This is a genomic window from Micromonospora arborensis (assembly GCF_003205615.1).
GTDB lineage: Bacteria > Actinomycetota > Actinomycetes > Mycobacteriales > Micromonosporaceae > Micromonospora > Micromonospora arborensis.
On record NZ_PYBV01000030.1, the window covers coordinates 125,313 to 141,697 of the forward strand.

At 70.4% G+C, this 16,385-nt stretch carries 13 protein-coding genes; 12 read left to right on the plus strand and 1 reads right to left on the minus strand.

Annotated features, from left to right (window positions below; all coding sequences use genetic code 11):
• The first annotated feature begins 11 nt into the window (after nucleotides 1–11).
• The 11 genes from C7C45_RS23365 (at nucleotide 12) to C7C45_RS23415 (ending at nucleotide 13,197) form a co-directional block, all read left to right on the plus strand.
• Nucleotides 12–3,452 (plus strand): thioester reductase domain-containing protein, encoded by a 3,441-nt coding sequence (locus C7C45_RS23365; RefSeq protein WP_110565842.1) that lies wholly within the window; start codon nucleotides 12–14, stop codon nucleotides 3,450–3,452.
• 2 nt (nucleotides 3,453–3,454) lie between these two features.
• A complete protein-coding gene (locus C7C45_RS23370; RefSeq protein WP_110565843.1) occupies nucleotides 3,455–4,315 on the plus strand; it encodes a 3-hydroxyacyl-CoA dehydrogenase family protein in 861 nt (286 codons plus the stop codon).
• The gene (locus C7C45_RS23375; protein ID WP_110565844.1) at nucleotides 4,312–4,587 is read left to right on the plus strand and encodes an acyl carrier protein; all 276 of its coding nucleotides are present in this window, start codon (nucleotides 4,312–4,314) and stop codon (nucleotides 4,585–4,587) included. Before C7C45_RS23370 ends, C7C45_RS23375 begins: the two co-directional genes overlap by 4 nt.
• Nucleotides 4,580–5,698 carry an acyl-CoA dehydrogenase family protein gene (locus C7C45_RS23380; protein ID WP_110565845.1) on the plus strand — a complete coding sequence of 373 codons (1,119 nt, stop codon included), beginning with the start codon at nucleotides 4,580–4,582 and terminating at the stop codon, nucleotides 5,696–5,698. The genes C7C45_RS23375 and C7C45_RS23380 overlap by 8 nt, the downstream gene beginning before the upstream one ends.
• Nucleotides 5,695–6,666, plus strand: a complete 972-nt coding sequence (locus C7C45_RS23385; protein WP_110565846.1) for a 3-oxoacyl-[acyl-carrier-protein] synthase III C-terminal domain-containing protein — start codon at nucleotides 5,695–5,697, stop codon at nucleotides 6,664–6,666. The genes C7C45_RS23380 and C7C45_RS23385 overlap by 4 nt, the downstream gene beginning before the upstream one ends.
• A gap of 9 nt (nucleotides 6,667–6,675) precedes the next feature.
• On the plus strand, nucleotides 6,676–7,767 hold the full coding sequence (locus C7C45_RS23390; protein WP_244200522.1) for an HAD-IIIC family phosphatase: 1,092 nt from the start codon (nucleotides 6,676–6,678) through the stop codon (nucleotides 7,765–7,767).
• Entirely contained in the window at nucleotides 7,760–9,301 is a 1,542-nt protein-coding gene (locus C7C45_RS23395) for an amino acid adenylation domain-containing protein (protein WP_110565848.1), read from the plus strand. The genes C7C45_RS23390 and C7C45_RS23395 overlap by 8 nt, the downstream gene beginning before the upstream one ends.
• Before the next feature lie 40 nt (nucleotides 9,302–9,341).
• Nucleotides 9,342–10,598 carry an MFS transporter gene (locus tag C7C45_RS23400; RefSeq protein WP_110565849.1) on the plus strand — a complete coding sequence of 419 codons (1,257 nt, stop codon included), beginning with the start codon at nucleotides 9,342–9,344 and terminating at the stop codon, nucleotides 10,596–10,598.
• Nucleotides 10,599–10,662: 64 nt separating this feature from the next.
• Entirely contained in the window at nucleotides 10,663–11,610 is a 948-nt protein-coding gene (locus C7C45_RS23405; protein WP_110565850.1) for a phosphoenolpyruvate carboxykinase (ATP), read from the plus strand.
• 1 nt (nucleotide 11,611) lies between these two features.
• Nucleotides 11,612–12,679: an LLM class flavin-dependent oxidoreductase gene (locus tag C7C45_RS23410; protein ID WP_110565851.1), complete on the plus strand. Its 1,068-nt coding sequence runs from the start codon at nucleotides 11,612–11,614 to the stop codon at nucleotides 12,677–12,679.
• Nucleotides 12,676–13,197, plus strand: a complete 522-nt coding sequence (locus C7C45_RS23415) for a flavin reductase family protein (RefSeq protein ID WP_110565852.1) — start codon at nucleotides 12,676–12,678, stop codon at nucleotides 13,195–13,197. Before C7C45_RS23410 ends, C7C45_RS23415 begins: the two co-directional genes overlap by 4 nt.
• Nucleotides 13,198–13,293: 96 nt before the next feature.
• Here the strand turns inward: C7C45_RS23415 and C7C45_RS23420 are convergent, their stop codons facing one another.
• On the minus strand, nucleotides 13,294–14,013 hold the full coding sequence (locus C7C45_RS23420) for an AfsR/SARP family transcriptional regulator (protein WP_167454807.1): 720 nt from the start codon (nucleotides 14,011–14,013) through the stop codon (nucleotides 13,294–13,296).
• Nucleotides 14,014–14,972: 959 nt separating this feature from the next.
• Here C7C45_RS23420 and C7C45_RS23425 point away from each other — a divergent pair.
• Nucleotides 14,973–16,259: a cellulose-binding domain-containing protein gene (locus C7C45_RS23425; RefSeq protein WP_110565854.1), complete on the plus strand. Its 1,287-nt coding sequence runs from the start codon at nucleotides 14,973–14,975 to the stop codon at nucleotides 16,257–16,259.
• Nucleotides 16,260–16,385 lie beyond the last annotated feature (126 nt).

Here is a 16,385-nt window from a genome sequence, read left to right on the forward strand (position 1 = left end):
GGACGACCGTCATGAGCGCAGACACCGACATCGCGATCATCGGGGTCGGGTGCCGGTTCCCGGACGCCTGGACGCCCGGCGAGTTCTGGGGCAACGTCCGCACGGGACACGTGTCGACCCGCGAGCTCAGCGACGAGCAGTTGCGGGCGGCCGGCGTCGACGAGGCGGCCCGCAGCGAACCCGACTTCGTCGGTGTCGGCGCCGCCCTGCCCGGGGCCGCCGACTTCGCCGCCGACTTCTTCGGCTACCTGCCGCCCGAGGCCGAGACGACCGATCCGCAGCAGCGGCTCTTCCTCGAGGTGTGCTGGGAGGCGTTGGAGTCCTCCGGGCACCCGGCCCGCCCCGAGGGCCCGGTCGTCGGCGTCTTCGCCGGCGCGAGCCCGAGCGCGTACATGCAGGCGTTGTTCGCGGCGAAGGCCGCGCGGGAAGGGTTGGCCGCCGCCGTCGACGATTTCGACCTGCACCTGGGTGGCCAGGTCGACTTCCTCACCTCCCGGGTGGCCTACAAGCTGGGCCTGCGTGGACCCGCTGTCGGCGTGCAGACCGCCTGCTCCTCGGCCCTGTACGCCGTGCACTACGCGGTCCTGAGCCTGCTCTCCGGAGAATGCGACATCGCCCTGGCCGGTGGCGCGTCGGTCTCGGAGCCGGTGGCCGGTTACCGGTACGTGCCCGGCGGCCTGATGTCCGCCGACGGCATGTGTCGGGCGTTCGACGCCCGCTCCACCGGTACCTCGTTCACGTCCGGGGTCGGCGCGGTCGTGCTGCGTCGACTCGCCGACGCGCAGGCGGACGGCGACACGGTGCTGGCGGTTGTGCGGGGCAGCGCCGTCGGCAACGACGGCAGCGACCGGTCCGGCTTCACGGCGCCGAGCCCGTCCGGGGTGGCCGACGTGGTCTCCGCCGCCCTGCGCGTCGCCGGCGTCTCCGGCGACCAACTCCGGTACGTCGAGGCGCACGGCTCCGGCACCTCGCTGGGCGACCAGATCGAGCTACGTGGCCTGGCCGACGGCATCCGCGCCACCACCGGCCGCACCGGCTTCTGCGCGCTGGGCTCGGTGAAGGTCAACATCGGGCACTGCGGGTCCGCCGCCGGTATCGCCGGACTGATCCAGGCCGTGCAGGTCGCCCACACCGGTGTGCTGCCCCCGCACCCGCTGTTCGAGCAGCCTCGTAATCCGGGAGCGCTCGCCGACAGCCCGCTGTACCTGTCCCGCGAGGCGGGTGTGTGCGCCGACGCCGACCGGCATGTGCTCGTCAACTCGATGGGGCTGGGCGGCACCAACGTGGCGGTCGTGCTCGGGGCGCCGCCCGCACCGACCCGCCCGTCGGCCCCGACCGGTGACGCGGTTCGTCTGCTGCTCTCCGCCCGTAACCGCACCGAACTCGACGCGATGTCGCGCCGACTGGCCGACGTGCTGGACACCGGCGAGTTGGCGGCGTCGGATGTCGCGTACACGCTGCGGGTCGGCCGACAGTCGTTCACCGAGCGTCGGGTCGTCACCGCCCCGGCCGACCAACTCGCCGCCGCGCTGCGACTGCCCCGTCCGCCGGCCGCGCGTACCGTGCGCGCGAACCGGCTCCGCCCGGTGCTGGTGCTGCCGCCCGACAACACCGCCGAGGCGGCGGTGCTCGACCGGCTCCGTGCCGCCCTGGGGCCCGCCCTGGAAATCGCCGACCAGGCGGTCGTGCCGGCCCCGCCGGGACGGTTCACCCTGCTGCTCGGGGACGGTACGTCCGGCCGCGACGCCCACGTGCTGCCCGTCCGGCCGAGTGCCGACGATGTCGACGAGGCGCTGGCCAACGCCTGGCTGCACGGCGTCGACGTGGACTGGGCGGCGCTGCCCGACCCGGCCGGTCGACGGGTGCCGCTGCCCACGTACCCCTTCCAGCGCCGCCGCTACTGGGCCCTGGACCGCATTGGCCCGATGCTCGCACCCGCCGCACCGGCGGCCGCCACGGTGCCGGTCGACGGTGACGCCGATCCGGTCGAGGTGGAGCTGGTGCGCATCTGGCGTGAGTTGTTCGGCGTGGACGGTGTCGGTCTCGACGACGAGTTCGGCGCCCTGGGTGGCTCCTCACTGTTGTCGGTACGCATGGCGCTGGAGATCCAGCGCTCGCAGGGTGTGCTGGTCAACGTGCACCGCGCCGGCGGCAGCCAGGCGACGATCCGCCGGCTGGCGAAGATGGTCCGTGGCCTGCGCGGGGCCGGCGGCGCCGGCCGTGGCCCGGAGGACATCGACGAGGTTGCCGACGGCGACGGGGCCCTCGTCGACGCGGACCTCGACATCGACCTCGGTCCGCTGGCCACCGAGCCCGCGGAGGTGGGCACCGACGTACTGCTCACCGGGGCCACCGGATTCCTCGGCGCATTCCTGCTGCACGAGCTGCTGGCCACGACCAGCGGTCGGGTCTACTGCATCGTGCGTGCCGCCGACGAGGAGTCGGCCCGCGAACGGCTGGCGACCACGGCGGAGAAGTTCGCCCTGCCGGTCCCCGACCCGGAGCGGGTGCACGTCGTTCTTGGCGACCTCAGCGACATCGCCACGATCTGTGCGACCTACCGCGACGGCGAGCTGGCCCGCCGCGTCGGCTCGATCCTGCACTGCGCCGCCAAGGTGGTCTTCACCGAGCCGTACCGGACGCTTCGCCAGGACAACGTGCTGAGCGTGGTGGACCTGGTCCGCTGGGCCCGCCGGCACGGCATCCGCGATGTCGGGTTCGTCTCGACGGTCGCCGCCACCCACTACGCCCTCGGCACCGACGGTCGGATCCTGGAGACCCGCGAACAGCCGCTGGACCCGCTGCAGGGCGGGTACGGCGTCAGCAAGTGGGTGGCCGAGCGGATCCTCGAGCGCGCCGAGCGCGACGGCATGCGCATCCGGGTGTTCCGGCCCGGCTTCATCCTCGGCTCCACCCGCACCGGGGCGTGCAACGACAAGGACCTCATCTGGGCCATTCTGGCCAGTGGTCTGGCCGTCGGCGCACATCCGCTCGACGACCGGTCGCTGCCGATGGCGCCGGTGGACCACGTTGCCCGGGCGATGGCCGAGCTGACCGTCAGCAGAGGTGCGGCCGGTCGTGCCTTCCACCTGGTCGACCGGTACGCGGTCAGCCCGCGCCGGATGTTCCAGCTGCTGGCCGAGGCCGGGTTGCCCACCGAGGCCACCCCGGCCGACGACTGGCAGCAGCGGGTCTCCGCGCAGGCCCTGGACACGGGCAACAAGCTGCTGTCCACGGTGGCGCTTTACGAGCAGGAGGGCCACGAGCTGGACGAGACGGGACTCGAAGCGGAGGCCTGGCAGTCCTGGCTGACCGAGCGCGGTCTGCGCCCCGCTCCGTCGGGGGAGCTGCTGCGCACCTGCCTGACCTTCCTCGCCGACCGCGACCCGGCCTTCGGCGAGTTGCTGAACAACCTGCTCAAGACGACGAACGACGCGGCGGAGGTGCGGTGACCATGACGCAGGAGGAACACCGGCTGGCGGTGCTCGGTGCTGGCACGATGGGCGTCGGCATCGCGACGCTGGCCATCGGCTACGGCGTGCCCGTCGTGCTTGTCGACATCGACGCGGACCGGCGTGCCGAGGCACCCGACAAGGTGCGTCAGCAGCTGCGGATGGCGCAGTTGATGGGCGGGCTGCGCCGCGACGCGCAGGCCGGCGGCCTCACCGTCACCGACTCGCTCGACGCGGTGGCCGAGGCGACCGTGGTGGTCGAATCCATCACCGAACGGCCGGAATGGAAGGCCAAGCTGATGGCCGAGGTCACCGCCGTCCTGCCCGCCGGTACCCCGGTGCTGACCAACACCTCCGGCATCCCGGTGGACGAACTGGCCGGGGCGGCGGTCCGCCCGGAGGACGTACTGGGCGCCCACTTCATGAACCCGCCGTACCTGATCCGGGCCATCGAGGTGGTTCGCGGCCCACGTACCGCGCAGGCCAGCCTCGACACCGCGTTGGGCCTGCTGACCCGGCTGGAACGCGAACCCGTGGTCGTCGGTGACGGTCCCGGCTTCGTGATCAACCGGGTGTTGCAGCGAATGATCAACGAGGCGTCCCGGATCGTCCAGGACGGCATCGCCGATCCGGCGGCCGTCGACGCTCTCTTCACCGGCTGTCTCGGGCACCGCACCGGCCCGCTGGCCACCGGCGACCTCATCGGCCTGGACAACGTCGTCGACAGCCTGCAGGTCCTCCTCGACCGCACCGGCGACGAGGGCTACCGACCCAGCGAGCTGCTGGTCGACAAGGTGCGGGCGGGCGATCTCGGCCGCAAGACCGGCCGCGGCTTCCACGACTACCAAGGAGCGCAGCGATGACCACCTCGACCGGGGACCGGACCACCGAGGCCGTGCAGCGGGAACTGATGGGTTTCCTGTCCGAGCACACCCGCACGACCTGGGCGCCCGACACCGATCTCTTCGCCCAGGGCGGGGTCTCCTCGCTGTTCGCCATGCAGTTGCTGGTGCACATCGAGAGCACCTACGGGATCAGCATCACCGGCGACGATCTCAACCTGGACAACTTCCGCACCGTGCAACGGATGACCGCCCTGGTGGAGCGCCTCCGCGGGGAGGGCAGCGATGGCTGACGTCCGCGCCGACCTGCAGGCCCTCGTCACCGATCTGATCGCCGGCCACGCCGGTGAGTGGGACCGGCGTGGCGAGATCCCGGTCGAGGTGATCCGTAAGGCCGGGGCCGCCGGTGTGCTGTGCGCCCAGGTCGGCACCGCCCACGGCGGTCCCGGCCTCAGCAGCGTCGACAACGGCGAGCTGACCGCGTACACCGGTGGCCTGTGCAGTTCGTTCCGGAGCCTGATGACCTCGCAGGGCATGGCCGCCTGGACCATCTCCCGCCTCGGCGACGCCGGTCAGCAGCGGGAGTGGCTGTCCCGGCTGACCGGCGGGGAGCTGGCCGCTGTCGCGTTCAGCGAGCCGAACGCGGGCAGCGACCTGTCCGCGATGGACACCCTGATCGAGCTCGACGGTGACCGCGTCACGGTGACCGGCGCCAAGCGTTGGGTCACCGGCGCCGCCTACGCCGACGTGGTGCTCGTCTTCGGCCGGTACGGCGCCGGCGCGGCGGCGATCCTCGTCCCGACGACGGCCCCCGGCGTGACCGTCACCCGGGTTCCGGACCCGCTGGGTTGCCGGGCCGCCGGGCACGCCGACGTACGCCTCGACGCGGTCCGGCTACCGGCGGCATCGCTGCTGCGCGGAGCCGGCCAGCCGCTGTCGCTGCTGGTGACCACCGCGCTGACGTACGGCCGAATCTCGGTGGCCTGGGGTTGCGCCGGCATCATGCGGGCGTGCCTGGCGGCCAGTGCCGCGCACGCCACCACCCGGCAGCAGTTCGGCGTCGCGTTGGCCGATCACCAGCTCATCGCCCGACACCTGGCCGAACAGTACGTCGCCGAGCAGTCCGCCACCAGGCTCTGCGCACACGCCAGCGCCGCCTGGGACGCCAACTCGCCGGAGCTGGTCACCGCCGCCGTGGTCGCCAAGCATCGGGCCGCCGGTGACGCCACCCGGGTCGCGGCCAGTGCCGTGCAGGTGCTCGCTTCGGCCGGTGCGCAGGACGGCCACGTCGTGGCCCGGGCGCACCGCGACGCCAAGCTGATGGAGGTCATCGAGGGCACCAACGAGATCTGCCAGCTGCTCCTCGCCGAGCACGTCCTGGCGACGACGGGGGGTGCGCGGTGACGACCGGCGACATCGGCATCGGCGCGATTCGCTGCCTGTTGCCCGAGCAGCGGGTGGCGGTCACGGAGTTGCCCGAGTATGCCGCCCTGGGTGTGGTCGAGCAGGAGTTCGTGCAGGCCAGCGGCGTCCGTACGGTCGGTGTCTTCGCCGCTGGCGAGCAGGGCGCCTACGCCGCTCAGGTGTGCCGCGAGTTGGCCGCGCACCAGCCGATCGATCCGGACGTGCTGATCCTGGTCACCGGCCGGGCCCCGGACGTGCTGCTGGGATCGGACGCCTGCCGGGTGCAGCAGGACAGCGGTGTTCGTGTGCCGATGGCCTTCGCCGTGGACGGGCTCGGCTGTGCCGGGTCCAGCGCGGCCTGGGCGATCGCGCGTGACCTGCTGGTCGCCGACCCGTCCCGCCGGTCGGTGTTGATCGCGCACGCCAGTACGCCGACCGGCGTCGATCGCGTTCGCTACCCGGTCACCGTGATCGGCGACGGGGCGTACGCGATGACCGTCGTCCGGGGTGGCCGCCCGGTGCTGCGGGCGCACCGGATGGAGACCGACGGCGCGTTCCACGACCTGTTCACGGTCGACTACAAGAGCGCGCCCTGGTACGAGTGGCGTGAGGAGTGCGCCTCGCCGGACCGGTACCGCTTCGAGCTGGCCATGCACAGTCGGGTACGGCTCGGTCGGCTGGTGGAACAGGTGCTCGCGGACGCCGGCGTCGACCGGGGGCAGGTTGCGGCGACGCTGATGCAGAACGTCACCGCCAGCGCGTACGACTTCTACACCTCGCTGTTGGGCCTGCCCATTCACCCCGTCTGCCGGGAGCACCTGAGCACGTCAGGTCATCTCGGTGCGATGGACGTGGTGCTCAACCTCGACAGCCTGCTCGCGACCAAGGAACTCGGCGAGGGCGACCTCGTCCTGGTCTTGAACAACAGCCCCGTGGCCGCCTGGACAGCCACGCTGTGGGAAGTGTGAGGAACGATCGTGAACGACGTGGTCAAGTGCCTCATCTGGGACCTGGACAACACGCTGTGGCAGGGCACCCTGCTGGAGGACGGTGAGGTCGCGCTCGCCGACGAGATCCGCGACGTCATCGTGGAGCTCGACGCCCGCGGCATCCTCCAGTCGGTGTGCAGCAAGAACGATCACGACCAGGCCTGGGAGCGGTTGGAGAAGCTCGGCCTGGCCGAGTACTTCGTCCTGCCGCAGATCAGCTGGGGACCGAAGTCCGAGGCGGTGCGGTCGATCGCCGACCAGCTCCAGTTCGCGTACCGCACCATCGCCTTCATCGACGATCAGCCCACCGAGCGGGCCGAGGTCAACTATCACCTGCCCGAGGTGCGGTGCTACCCGGCGGAACAGGCGCTGTCGCTGCTCGGTCTCGCCGAGTTCACGCCTCCGGTGGTCACCGAGGATTCGCGCGGCCGCCGGGCGATGTACCAGGCGAACTTCCGCCGCGACGCCGAGCGGGCCGAGTTCACCGGCCCGGACGACGACTTCCTCCGCACGCTCGATCTGGTCCTGGAGATCCAACGGGCTCGTCCGCAGGATCTGGCCCGCGTCGCCGAGTTGACCGAGCGGACGAGCCAGATGAACGCCACCGGCGTGCACTACAGCGAGGAGACGTTGCGTGGCCTGATCGGTGGCCCCGGACACGAGGTGCTCGTCGTGTCGCTGGCCGACCGGTTCGGCCCGCACGGCGCGGTCGGGGTCGTCCTGCTGGTCCGGGGCGCGCATGCCTGGCATCTCCGGTTGCTGGCCACGTCCTGCCGGGTGGTGTCGTTCGGCGCGGGATCGATGATCCTGCGCTGGTTGACCGACGCGGCCGCCCGAGCCGGTGTGCACCTGGTCGCCGATTTCCGGCCCACCGGGCGTAACCGGATGATGGAGGTGGCCTACCGGTTCGCCGGCTTCACCACCGCCTCGTGCGACTGCCTCGACCTGCCGACGACCGCGGACGTGCAATTGCTGCACCTGGAACCCGCCCCGCAGTCCCCACCGGACACCATGCGGATCCGGGTCCCGGTGCCGTTCTCGACCGCCCCCGACACCGAATGGGTGCGCGCTGATGGCTGAGTCGGGCAAGACCCTGTACGAGTGGTTCGCCCACAGTGTGCGGCGCTTTCCCGACGAACCCGCGATCGAGGTCGGCGGTCGACGGCTCACCTACCGGCAGTTGCACGACGCCGTGGAGAGGCTGGCCGGCGCGGTTCTCGCCCGACACGGGCGGGCGCCCGCCCGCGTCGCGCTGCTGGCCACGAGGGATCTGGCCACGTACGTGGGCTACCTCGCCGCCCTGCGGCTCGGGGCGGCGGCGACACCGCTGAATCCCGGCTTCCCAACTCAGCGCAACCGCACCGTGTGCGAGCTGTCCGGTGCCGAACTGGTGCTGGCCGACGCCTCGGCTGCGGCCCGGCTCACCGAGTCGCTGCCGGTGCCGGTGCTGGCGGTCGACCCGGAGCAGCCGACCGGCCCGGTCCCGGCGGACCTGCCGCCCTACGACGTGTCCCCGGACGCCGTGGCGTACGTCCTGTTCACCTCCGGCTCCACCGGTCGACCCAAGGGCGTGCCGATCCGGCACCGGAACCTGTCGCCGTACGTCGGCCACAACATCACCCGCTACGAGGTGGGGCCGGGCTGCCGCACGTCGCACACCTTCGACCTGACCTTCGATCCCTCGGTGTTCGACCTCTTCGTCACCTGGGGTGGCGGCGCCACCCTGGTGGTGCCGCAGCGCAACGACCTGCTGACGCCGGTCGACTACGTGGTGGACAACCACATCACGCACTGGTTCTCGGTGCCCTCGGTCGTCTCGGTCACCGCGGGGCTGGGCAACCTGCCGGCCGGTCGGGCCACCGGGTTGCGCTACAGCCTGTTCATCGGGGAGCAGCTCACGCTGCGGCAAGCCGAGCTGTGGCGGGCCGCCGCACCCAACGCCGTGTTGGAGAACGTCTACGGACCCACCGAACTCACCGTGGCCTGTACCGAGTACCGGCTGCCCGGCGACCCGCGGCACTGGCCGAAAGCGTCCAACGACACCATCCCCATCGGACCGGTGTACGGCTTCCTCGAGCACCTGATCCTCGACCCGGACGGCCGTCCCGCCGACGACGGTGAGCTGGTCGTGCGCGGTTCGCAGCGCTTCGACGGGTATCTCGATCCGGCCGACAACATCGGTCGGTTCCTGCTGCACGACACGACCGGCACCCACGTGTACGACGGCACCGAACCGCTCACCCCGGAGCACTACTACCGCACGGGCGACCGGGTGCGCTGGGAAGGCGGTGAGCTGGTGCACCTGGGTCGACTCGACAACCAGGTGAAGATCCGCGGTTACCGGATCGAGCTGGGCGAGATCGAGACCGCCCTGCGACGGCATCCCGACGTTGCCGAGGCTGTGGTGGTCGCCGACGTCCACGATGGTGAGGCCCGGCTGGTCGCGTTCCACACCGGCGTGGACGCCGAGCCGCGCGAGCTACGGAGTTGGCTGCGCCAGCACGTGCCCACCCACATGATCCCGTCCCGATTCGAGTACCGGTCTTCCCTGCCGTTGAACGCCAACGGCAAAATCGATCGGAGTCAACTCATGAGTGCCGCAACCGCGGCGTAGGACCACAGCACCGTCACGTCAGCTCCGAAAGGCTGGTTCGATGAACCTCCTGCACCACGTCGTCCCCCCGCCCGGCCCGATCCGGCGGTTGGTCAGCAGCAGTTTCGCGCGCAGTGTCGGGCACGGCATCCTGCTCTCGGTCAGCGTGTTGTTCTTCCTGCGCTCGGTCGGCATCCCCGCCGCCCAGGTGGGCCTCGGGCTGACCATCGCCGCGCTCGTGGGGATGCTGGCCAGCATTCCGGCGGGGCATGCGGCGGACGTGCTCGGCGCGCGCAACACGGCGACCTTCTTCGTGGTGCTGCAGGGCGTGCTGATCTTCACGTACGCGCTGGTGGGCTCGTTCCCGGCATTCGTGGTGGCAAGCTGTCTGGTGGTGCTCGCCGAGGCGTCGTCCAGCGCCTCCCGTGGGGCGCTGGTGGCGAAGGTCGTGCCGGCGGGTGAACGAGTGGCGGCCCGCGCCTTCATGCGCTCGACCAACAACCTGGGCGTCTCGATCGGTGCGGTGGCCGGTGGTGTCGCCCTGCATTTCGACACCCGGCCGGTCTATCTCGGGATGCTCTTCCTCAGCGGTGTGCTGTACGTGGGCGCGGGCCTGGTCTATCTGACCTTTCCGCAGGTGCCCGGCGTCGCCAAGCCGGCGGAGGGGCCGCGGTTGCCGGTGTTGCGGGACAAGCCGTTCGTGGTGATCTCGTTGCTGAACACCGTGCTGATGATGAACGCCGGCATCCTGACCGTCGGCGTGCCGATCTGGATCACCGAGCGGACCGCCGCCCCCACCTGGACCTTCTCCGCGATGCTCGTGCTGAACACGGCGATGGTCATCCTGTTCCAGGTGCGGGTCAGCAAGGGCGCCGACGACGTGGTGGGTGGCGCCCGGGCGCTGCAGCGCTGCGGTGTGGCACTGGCCGCCTGCTGCGCTGTCTTCGCGCTCGCCGCGGGCCGGGCGCCGTGGCTCGCGGTCGGCATCCTGATCGTTGGCGCCGTGGTGCACGTGTTGGGCGAGTTGCTCTGTGCCGCGGGCGGCTGGGCACTGGCCTACGAACTCGCCCCCGAGCACGCCATCGGGCAGTACCAGGGACTCTTCGCCACCACCGAGCAGCTGTCGGCGGCGATCACCCCAGCCCTGGTGACCGCGCTGGTCATCGGTTTTGGCTGGCCCGGCTGGCTGGTGCTGGGCGGGTTGATGCTCGCCGCCGGCGCCGTGGTGCCCGCGGTGGCCCGCTGGGGGCTGCGCACCCGAGAGCGGTACGGCGTCGTGGCCGTCGAACCGGTCGCCCCCTCACCGGCCGCCACCTGACCGGTCGGCTGCCGGCACACCCCGGACGAGGAGTACGACCCCTGATGACGAGGAGTACGACGCGATGAACAACGAGTACTGGTACGAGTGTTACGGCTTCCCGGTGCGGATCGACGCCGATCCGGCCGCGCGTCCGGTGCTGGATGACGCCTTCGGGCCGATGCTCGCCGACCCCGACGGTCACCGGCATGCGGCCGGCCCGGTGGTCCGCCTCACCGTACGCGTCGACGACGGGGACGCCCCCGCGGTGGAGCCGCCGCACAGCCCGGCGGTGCTCAAGGCCGACATCATTCTGATCGACGCCGGGGCCTCCCGCGCCACCGTCGACCCGGCCCGATGGACCGTCGAGATGACCCTCGCCCGCAGGGATCTCGCCGACCCGGTCGTCTGGGGTCGCTGGATGCTGGAACGGATATTCCTCTACCTGGTGTGCCGGTCACCGCGCCACTACCCGATGCACGCGGGGGGTCTCCGGGTCGGCGGGCGTACGGCGTTGGTCTGCGGCCCGACCGGCATGGGCAAGTCGACGTTCACCACCTGGGCCATGCGTCGCGGCGCCACCCTGCTGGGCGAGGACATCATGGTCCGGCACCTGGACGACCCGCCGGGCGTCTTCTGGGGCTACCCGTACGCGGTCTATCTCACCCCGGAACTGCTCGACGGGCATCCGCAGCTCGCCCAGGCACCCCGGGCCGCCGTCGACGGCGGCGCCAAGTACCGGGTCACCGTGCCGGTGCCGGCGCAGGGGCAGACCGGTTCGCTGGCCGAGGTCGACACGACGGTGGTGCTGAATCGCGGCGCCGACGAGATCCGCCGCATCGAGTTCGACGACGTCGTCCAGCAGTGGCGCGACGACTATGCCGCAGGCAAGGACGACCCGGACCTGGTCGCCGCGATCGAGGCCGATCTGCGCCGGTGTCTGGCTGACCGACCAATCTGGGAGCTGTCGGCCTCGTCCGACCTGGACGCGGCGTACGACGTGGTCCTGAAGACCGTCTTCACGGGGAGCTAAAGTGGATCTCAGCCTCTTCTATTTCGCCAACGACAGCTGCGAAGCTGACGCTGACCGGTACGAGCTGCTGCGTGCGGGCGCTCGGTTCGGTGACGTCAACGGGTTCTCCGCCGTGTGGATGCCGGAACGGCACTTCCACCCATTTGGTGGGATCTATCCCAACCCCAGTGTCACGGCGGCTGCCGTCGCACAGCTCACCTCGCGCATCGGCATCCGAGCGGGAAGTGTGGTCGCGCCGTTGCACCACCCGCTGCGCATCGCCGAGGAGTGGTCGGTGGTCGACAACCTGTCCGGCGGTCGGGTGGGGCTCTCCTTCGCGTCCGGCTGGCACGCCCGGGATTTCGCCCTACGGCCGGAGAACTACGACAACCGCCGCCAGCTCATGATCGACTACTTGGAGCAGGTGCGTCGGCTGTGGCGGGGCGAGACGATCACCGTCGTCGACGGTGTCGGCCAGGAGCAGGAACTGCGAATCTATCCGCCACCCGTGCAGCCGGAGCTGCCGGTGTGGGTGACCAGCGCCGGTGGAATCGAGACGTTCCGCGCCGCCGGCCGCAGCGGTGCGGGACTGCTCACCCATCTGCTCGGTCAGAGCGTTCCCGAGCTGGCTGACAAGATCGCCGCATATCGCGAAGCGGCGGCCGAGCACGCCGAGCCCGGGCGGCGCCCCGGGCACGTGGTGCTCATGGTGCACACCTTCGTGGGGGACCGTGAGGACGAGGTTCGCGAGCTGGTCCGCGGCCCGCTGACGAACTATCTGCGCAGCTCGCTCGGCCTGGTGCTGGGCTCGCAGGCGGGCAGCGCCCGCAAGATCGACCCAGCGAAGATGCGCCCCTCCGACATCGACTTCCTGGTCGACAGATCGTTCGACCGGTACGTCGACGACGGCGGCCTGCTCGGAGCGCCGGAGAAGGCCCGCAAGGTATTGGACCGGCTGGCGGACGCCGGCGTCGACGAGGTCGCCTGCCTCATCGATTTCGGGGTGCCCACTGGGCAGGTACTGTCCGGCCTGGAGCATCTGGGAGAGCTGCGTGCGTACGCGGCCAGCCTGGAAACAGCCCTGCGATGACGAGTCCGACGGCCGCGACGACCGACAGCGAGGGCCGATTGAGCCCTAGCCGTTTCCGACAGGTGGCCGGACACTTCGCGACCGGCGTAACGGTGCTGACCACCGGATACCCCGGTGAACTGCTCGGCACCACCGTCAACTCGTTCGTCACGGTGTCGACCGACCCGCTGCTGGTGCTCGTCTCACTTGTCACCGACGGGCGGGCTCGGACGAGCGTCGGCAATGCGGGCAACTTCGTGGTCAACATTCTCGGTGCGGACCAGGCCGAGGCGGCCCGCCGGTTCGCGCGCAATGACCGGTCGACCGGGGTCGCCGCCTTCGCCGATCTGCGCTGGCGGCCCGCCCCGCACAGTGGGGCGCCCATCCTCCTGGACGGCATTGGCTATTTCGAGTGCAGGGTGACCGAAGCCGTGCCGGCCGGGGACCATACGCTGTACATCGCCGCGGTTCGGGACTTCGATCTGCTGTCCGACGCGGAGCCGCTGCTTTTCGTGCGCAGTCGGTTGACCAGATGCTGACGACATTTTGTGGCCTGCTGATCGGTCGCCGACCTGCCCGCGGTGCCCGGCGACCGATCAGCGATGAAGTCACATCGATTCTGCTGGTGTGCCAAATCAAACTACGGGAAGCTCCGAGTCGAACGGGGTGGCGAACTTCTGGACATTGACGTCGAGCGAGATGTCGTCCCGAATGATCGCATGCTGTAACGCGCGCAATTGCGGGCTCGGGTCGAGACCAATCTTGTCCGCCAATTGTGTGCGGAACTGCTGGTAATTCTCGATGGCCGCGACCTTGTTGCCAGCCCGGAACTGCGCCAGCATCAACTGGCCCCGCAATCTTTCCCGCAACGGAAACTGATCGATCACCGCAGAGAACCGGTCGACGACGTCAGTGTGCCGGCCGGCCCGCATCTCCAGGGCGATGAGATCTTCGATCGCGCTCGCGCGCTGCTGGTCGAGCCGTTGTCGGGCGCCGGTCACGAAGGAGCCGGCGGCGTCACCGAGCGCCGGGCCGCGCCACAGGGCCAACCCCTCCTCCAGGAGCGTCGTCGCCTCGTCGTGGTTGTCGACGGCCGAGGCCGAACGGGCCTGTTGGACCTTCCGCTCGAACAGGGTCGCGTCCACCTGGCCCGGGTCGATCCGTAGCGCGTAGCCGCAGGCGTTGCTGGTCAGCAGGTCTTCTGCGGCCAGCTCGCGCAGGGCGCGTCGGATCGCGTGCACCCCGGTGTGGATCTGGGTCCGCGCGCTGGACGGGGGGCGGCCGCCCCAGAGTGCCTCGATCGCCCAGTCGTACGTGACAAAAATATTTGCATTGAGTGCCAGCAGCGCCAGCAAGCCCCTGTTCTGGGCGCGGGTGATGTGACTGCGCTGATGCCCGTTTTGTAGCAAGGAGGTACCAAAGAGTGTGACTCGCAACTCATACCCCGATTTCGAAAACGTCGACTCGCATCAATTGTAGTCAAGGTCAACCGCATCGTCGAGGAACAGTCTCGTTTCCGGCATTGGTGGGGCCGGTGCGGCGGGGCGAATGGGTCGCGATGGCGTCGAAGCAGACAAGCCGCCAGGGGGGGGGTAGCTGAGTAGATCTCGACAGATTCCGGATAGATCTCGGTAACCCAAAGTAAGTGAGATTCAATGTGAACAGGAGTGATGTCGCCGGTTCTGTGCGGTTGTCCGAGACGCGCGTCCCGTCCGGCCAGCGAAAACGTCGTCGGCTAGTGAGAAATGTCTCGTAACTGGATGGAGCAGTTGCCGGAAAATGATGCCGGTGCTATTCGGCGCTTCTCCTGGACCGCGACGAGCGAGCCGGGCGGATTGCCGAGGGTGAGGCCCGATGTGGAGCCGCCGGCCGCCTTCCCGCTCCCGGTGGCGCACCTGGCCCCGCCGGCCGCCACCGTCGCGGTTGCCGAAGCGAGGCGCCGGGGTCGGGCGGCTGGCGCATCGTCGCGGGGCCTGCCGAGAGTACCCACGATCACCGGAAGCAGGATGCTGGTCGGTGCGCCGACGCTTGATTAGATAGGTATTCGTAAATAGATTGAGGATGGGCGCCGCCGGGGTCCGGGCGACCGGGCCGTCGGCGGCTGACAGGTCCACCCCGAGCCGGGCACTTCGGTCGTACGCACCGACCAGCCGCTGTGGCGCACCGCCGCGCCGTAGTCGCTGTGGCGCACTCCCGCGCCGTAGTCGCTGTGGCGCACCCCTGCGCCGTACCCAGGGCGCGTTGTCGCGCTGCGTCCGCCCAGGACGCGCGCCGCGCGCCGCCTCCGTCCAGCTCGATGGCAGAAGGACCCTCCATGATGATTCTCCGTGCCCGCCCCGCCTCGACCCTCGCGGTCGTCGCCGCGCTGGCCGCCGTGACCGCGACCGGTACAGCCCTGCTCACCGGTCCGGCCGCGGCCGCCCAGGGCTGCCGGGTCGACTACACGCCCAACCAGTGGCCCGGCGGATTCACCGCCAACATCAAGGTCGCCCCCGGTGACACCGCCGTCTCCAGTTGGACCGTCACCTGGACGTACGCCGGGGACGAGCGCGTCACGAACGGCTGGAACGCCACGGTCAGCCAGTCCGGATCGACGGTGACCGCCCGCAACGCGTCGTACAACGGCAGCATCCCGGCCGGCGGCTCCACCGAGTTCGGCGTGCAGGGCACGTTCGGCTCCGGCGGCGGCGTGCCGACCGGCTTCAGCCTGAACGGCGTACCGTGCAACGGCGCTGGCCCGACCCCGACCACGGCGCCCCCGACCACGGTCCCGCCGACCACGGCGCCTCCGACCACGGCGCCTCCGACCACGGCGCCTCCGACCACGGCGCCTCCGACCACGGCGCCTCCGACCACGGTCCCGCCGACTACGGCGCCGCCGACTACCACGCCGCCGACTACCGCGCCGCCGACCGGGTGTGCCGGGGCGGTGCTCTGCGACGGCTTCGAGAACCAGACCGGCTCGACGCCGTCCGGCGACTGGACGGTGGTGAACCCGGACTGTTCCGGCGCCGGCACCGCCACCATCGACACGACCACCACGCACAGCGGCAGCCGGGCCGTCCGGATCAACGGTGCCGCCGGGTACTGCAACCACGTCTTCATCCGGTCCACGAAGAACCTCAGCAGCCTGGGCAGTGTCCGGTACGGCCGGATCTGGGTACGGCACACCACCGCCCAGCCCACCGAGCACACCACGATGATGGCGATGGCCGACTCCGCCGACGGCAACCGGGACCTGCGGGTGGGCGGCCAGAACGGCGCTCTGCAATGGAACCGCGCCTCCGACGACGCGACTCTGCCCGAGCAGAGCCCCGCCGGGGTGGCGCAGAGCGTGCCGCTGCCCACCAATCGCTGGTCCTGCCTGGAGTTCATGGTGGATGGTGCGGCCGGTCAGCTGCGTACCTGGCTGGACGGCACCGCCATCACCGGTCTGACCGCGGACGGCGTACCGACGCACGACATCGACGGTCAGTGGTACAACCGCACCTGGCGACCGCAGCTCACGGACCTGAAGCTGGGCTGGGAGAGCTACGGCGGCGGGGCCGACACCCTCTGGTACGACGATGTCGCGATCGGGTCCAGTCGGATCGGCTGCTGACCCGTCGAGATCGTGGGCGGAGACCAGACGAGTAAGTCCTCACTCAAGATGGGGCTGGGGTCGCAGCGAAGGACGCTCGCCATCCGCTTCGGCTGCCTGCGATGTCGGTGTGCTGTTGAGCGGTAT

Bases quoted from the DNA above. Each gene is read 5' to 3' on its own strand.
- C7C45_RS23365 (WP_110565842.1), top strand. From the start codon at position 12: ATGAGCGCAGACACCGACATCGCGATCATCGGGGTCGGGTGCCGGTTC.
- C7C45_RS23370 (WP_110565843.1), top strand. From the start codon at position 3,455: ATGACGCAGGAGGAACACCGGCTGGCGGTGCTCGGTGCTGGCACGATG.
- C7C45_RS23375 (WP_110565844.1), top strand. From the start codon at position 4,312: ATGACCACCTCGACCGGGGACCGGACCACCGAGGCCGTGCAGCGGGAA.
- C7C45_RS23380 (WP_110565845.1), top strand. From the start codon at position 4,580: ATGGCTGACGTCCGCGCCGACCTGCAGGCCCTCGTCACCGATCTGATC.
- C7C45_RS23395 (WP_110565848.1), top strand. From the start codon at position 7,760: ATGGCTGAGTCGGGCAAGACCCTGTACGAGTGGTTCGCCCACAGTGTG.
- C7C45_RS23400 (WP_110565849.1), top strand. From the start codon at position 9,342: ATGAACCTCCTGCACCACGTCGTCCCCCCGCCCGGCCCGATCCGGCGG.
- C7C45_RS23405 (WP_110565850.1), top strand. From the start codon at position 10,663: ATGAACAACGAGTACTGGTACGAGTGTTACGGCTTCCCGGTGCGGATC.
- C7C45_RS23415 (WP_110565852.1), top strand. From the start codon at position 12,676: ATGACGAGTCCGACGGCCGCGACGACCGACAGCGAGGGCCGATTGAGC.
- C7C45_RS23425 (WP_110565854.1), top strand. From the start codon at position 14,973: ATGATGATTCTCCGTGCCCGCCCCGCCTCGACCCTCGCGGTCGTCGCC.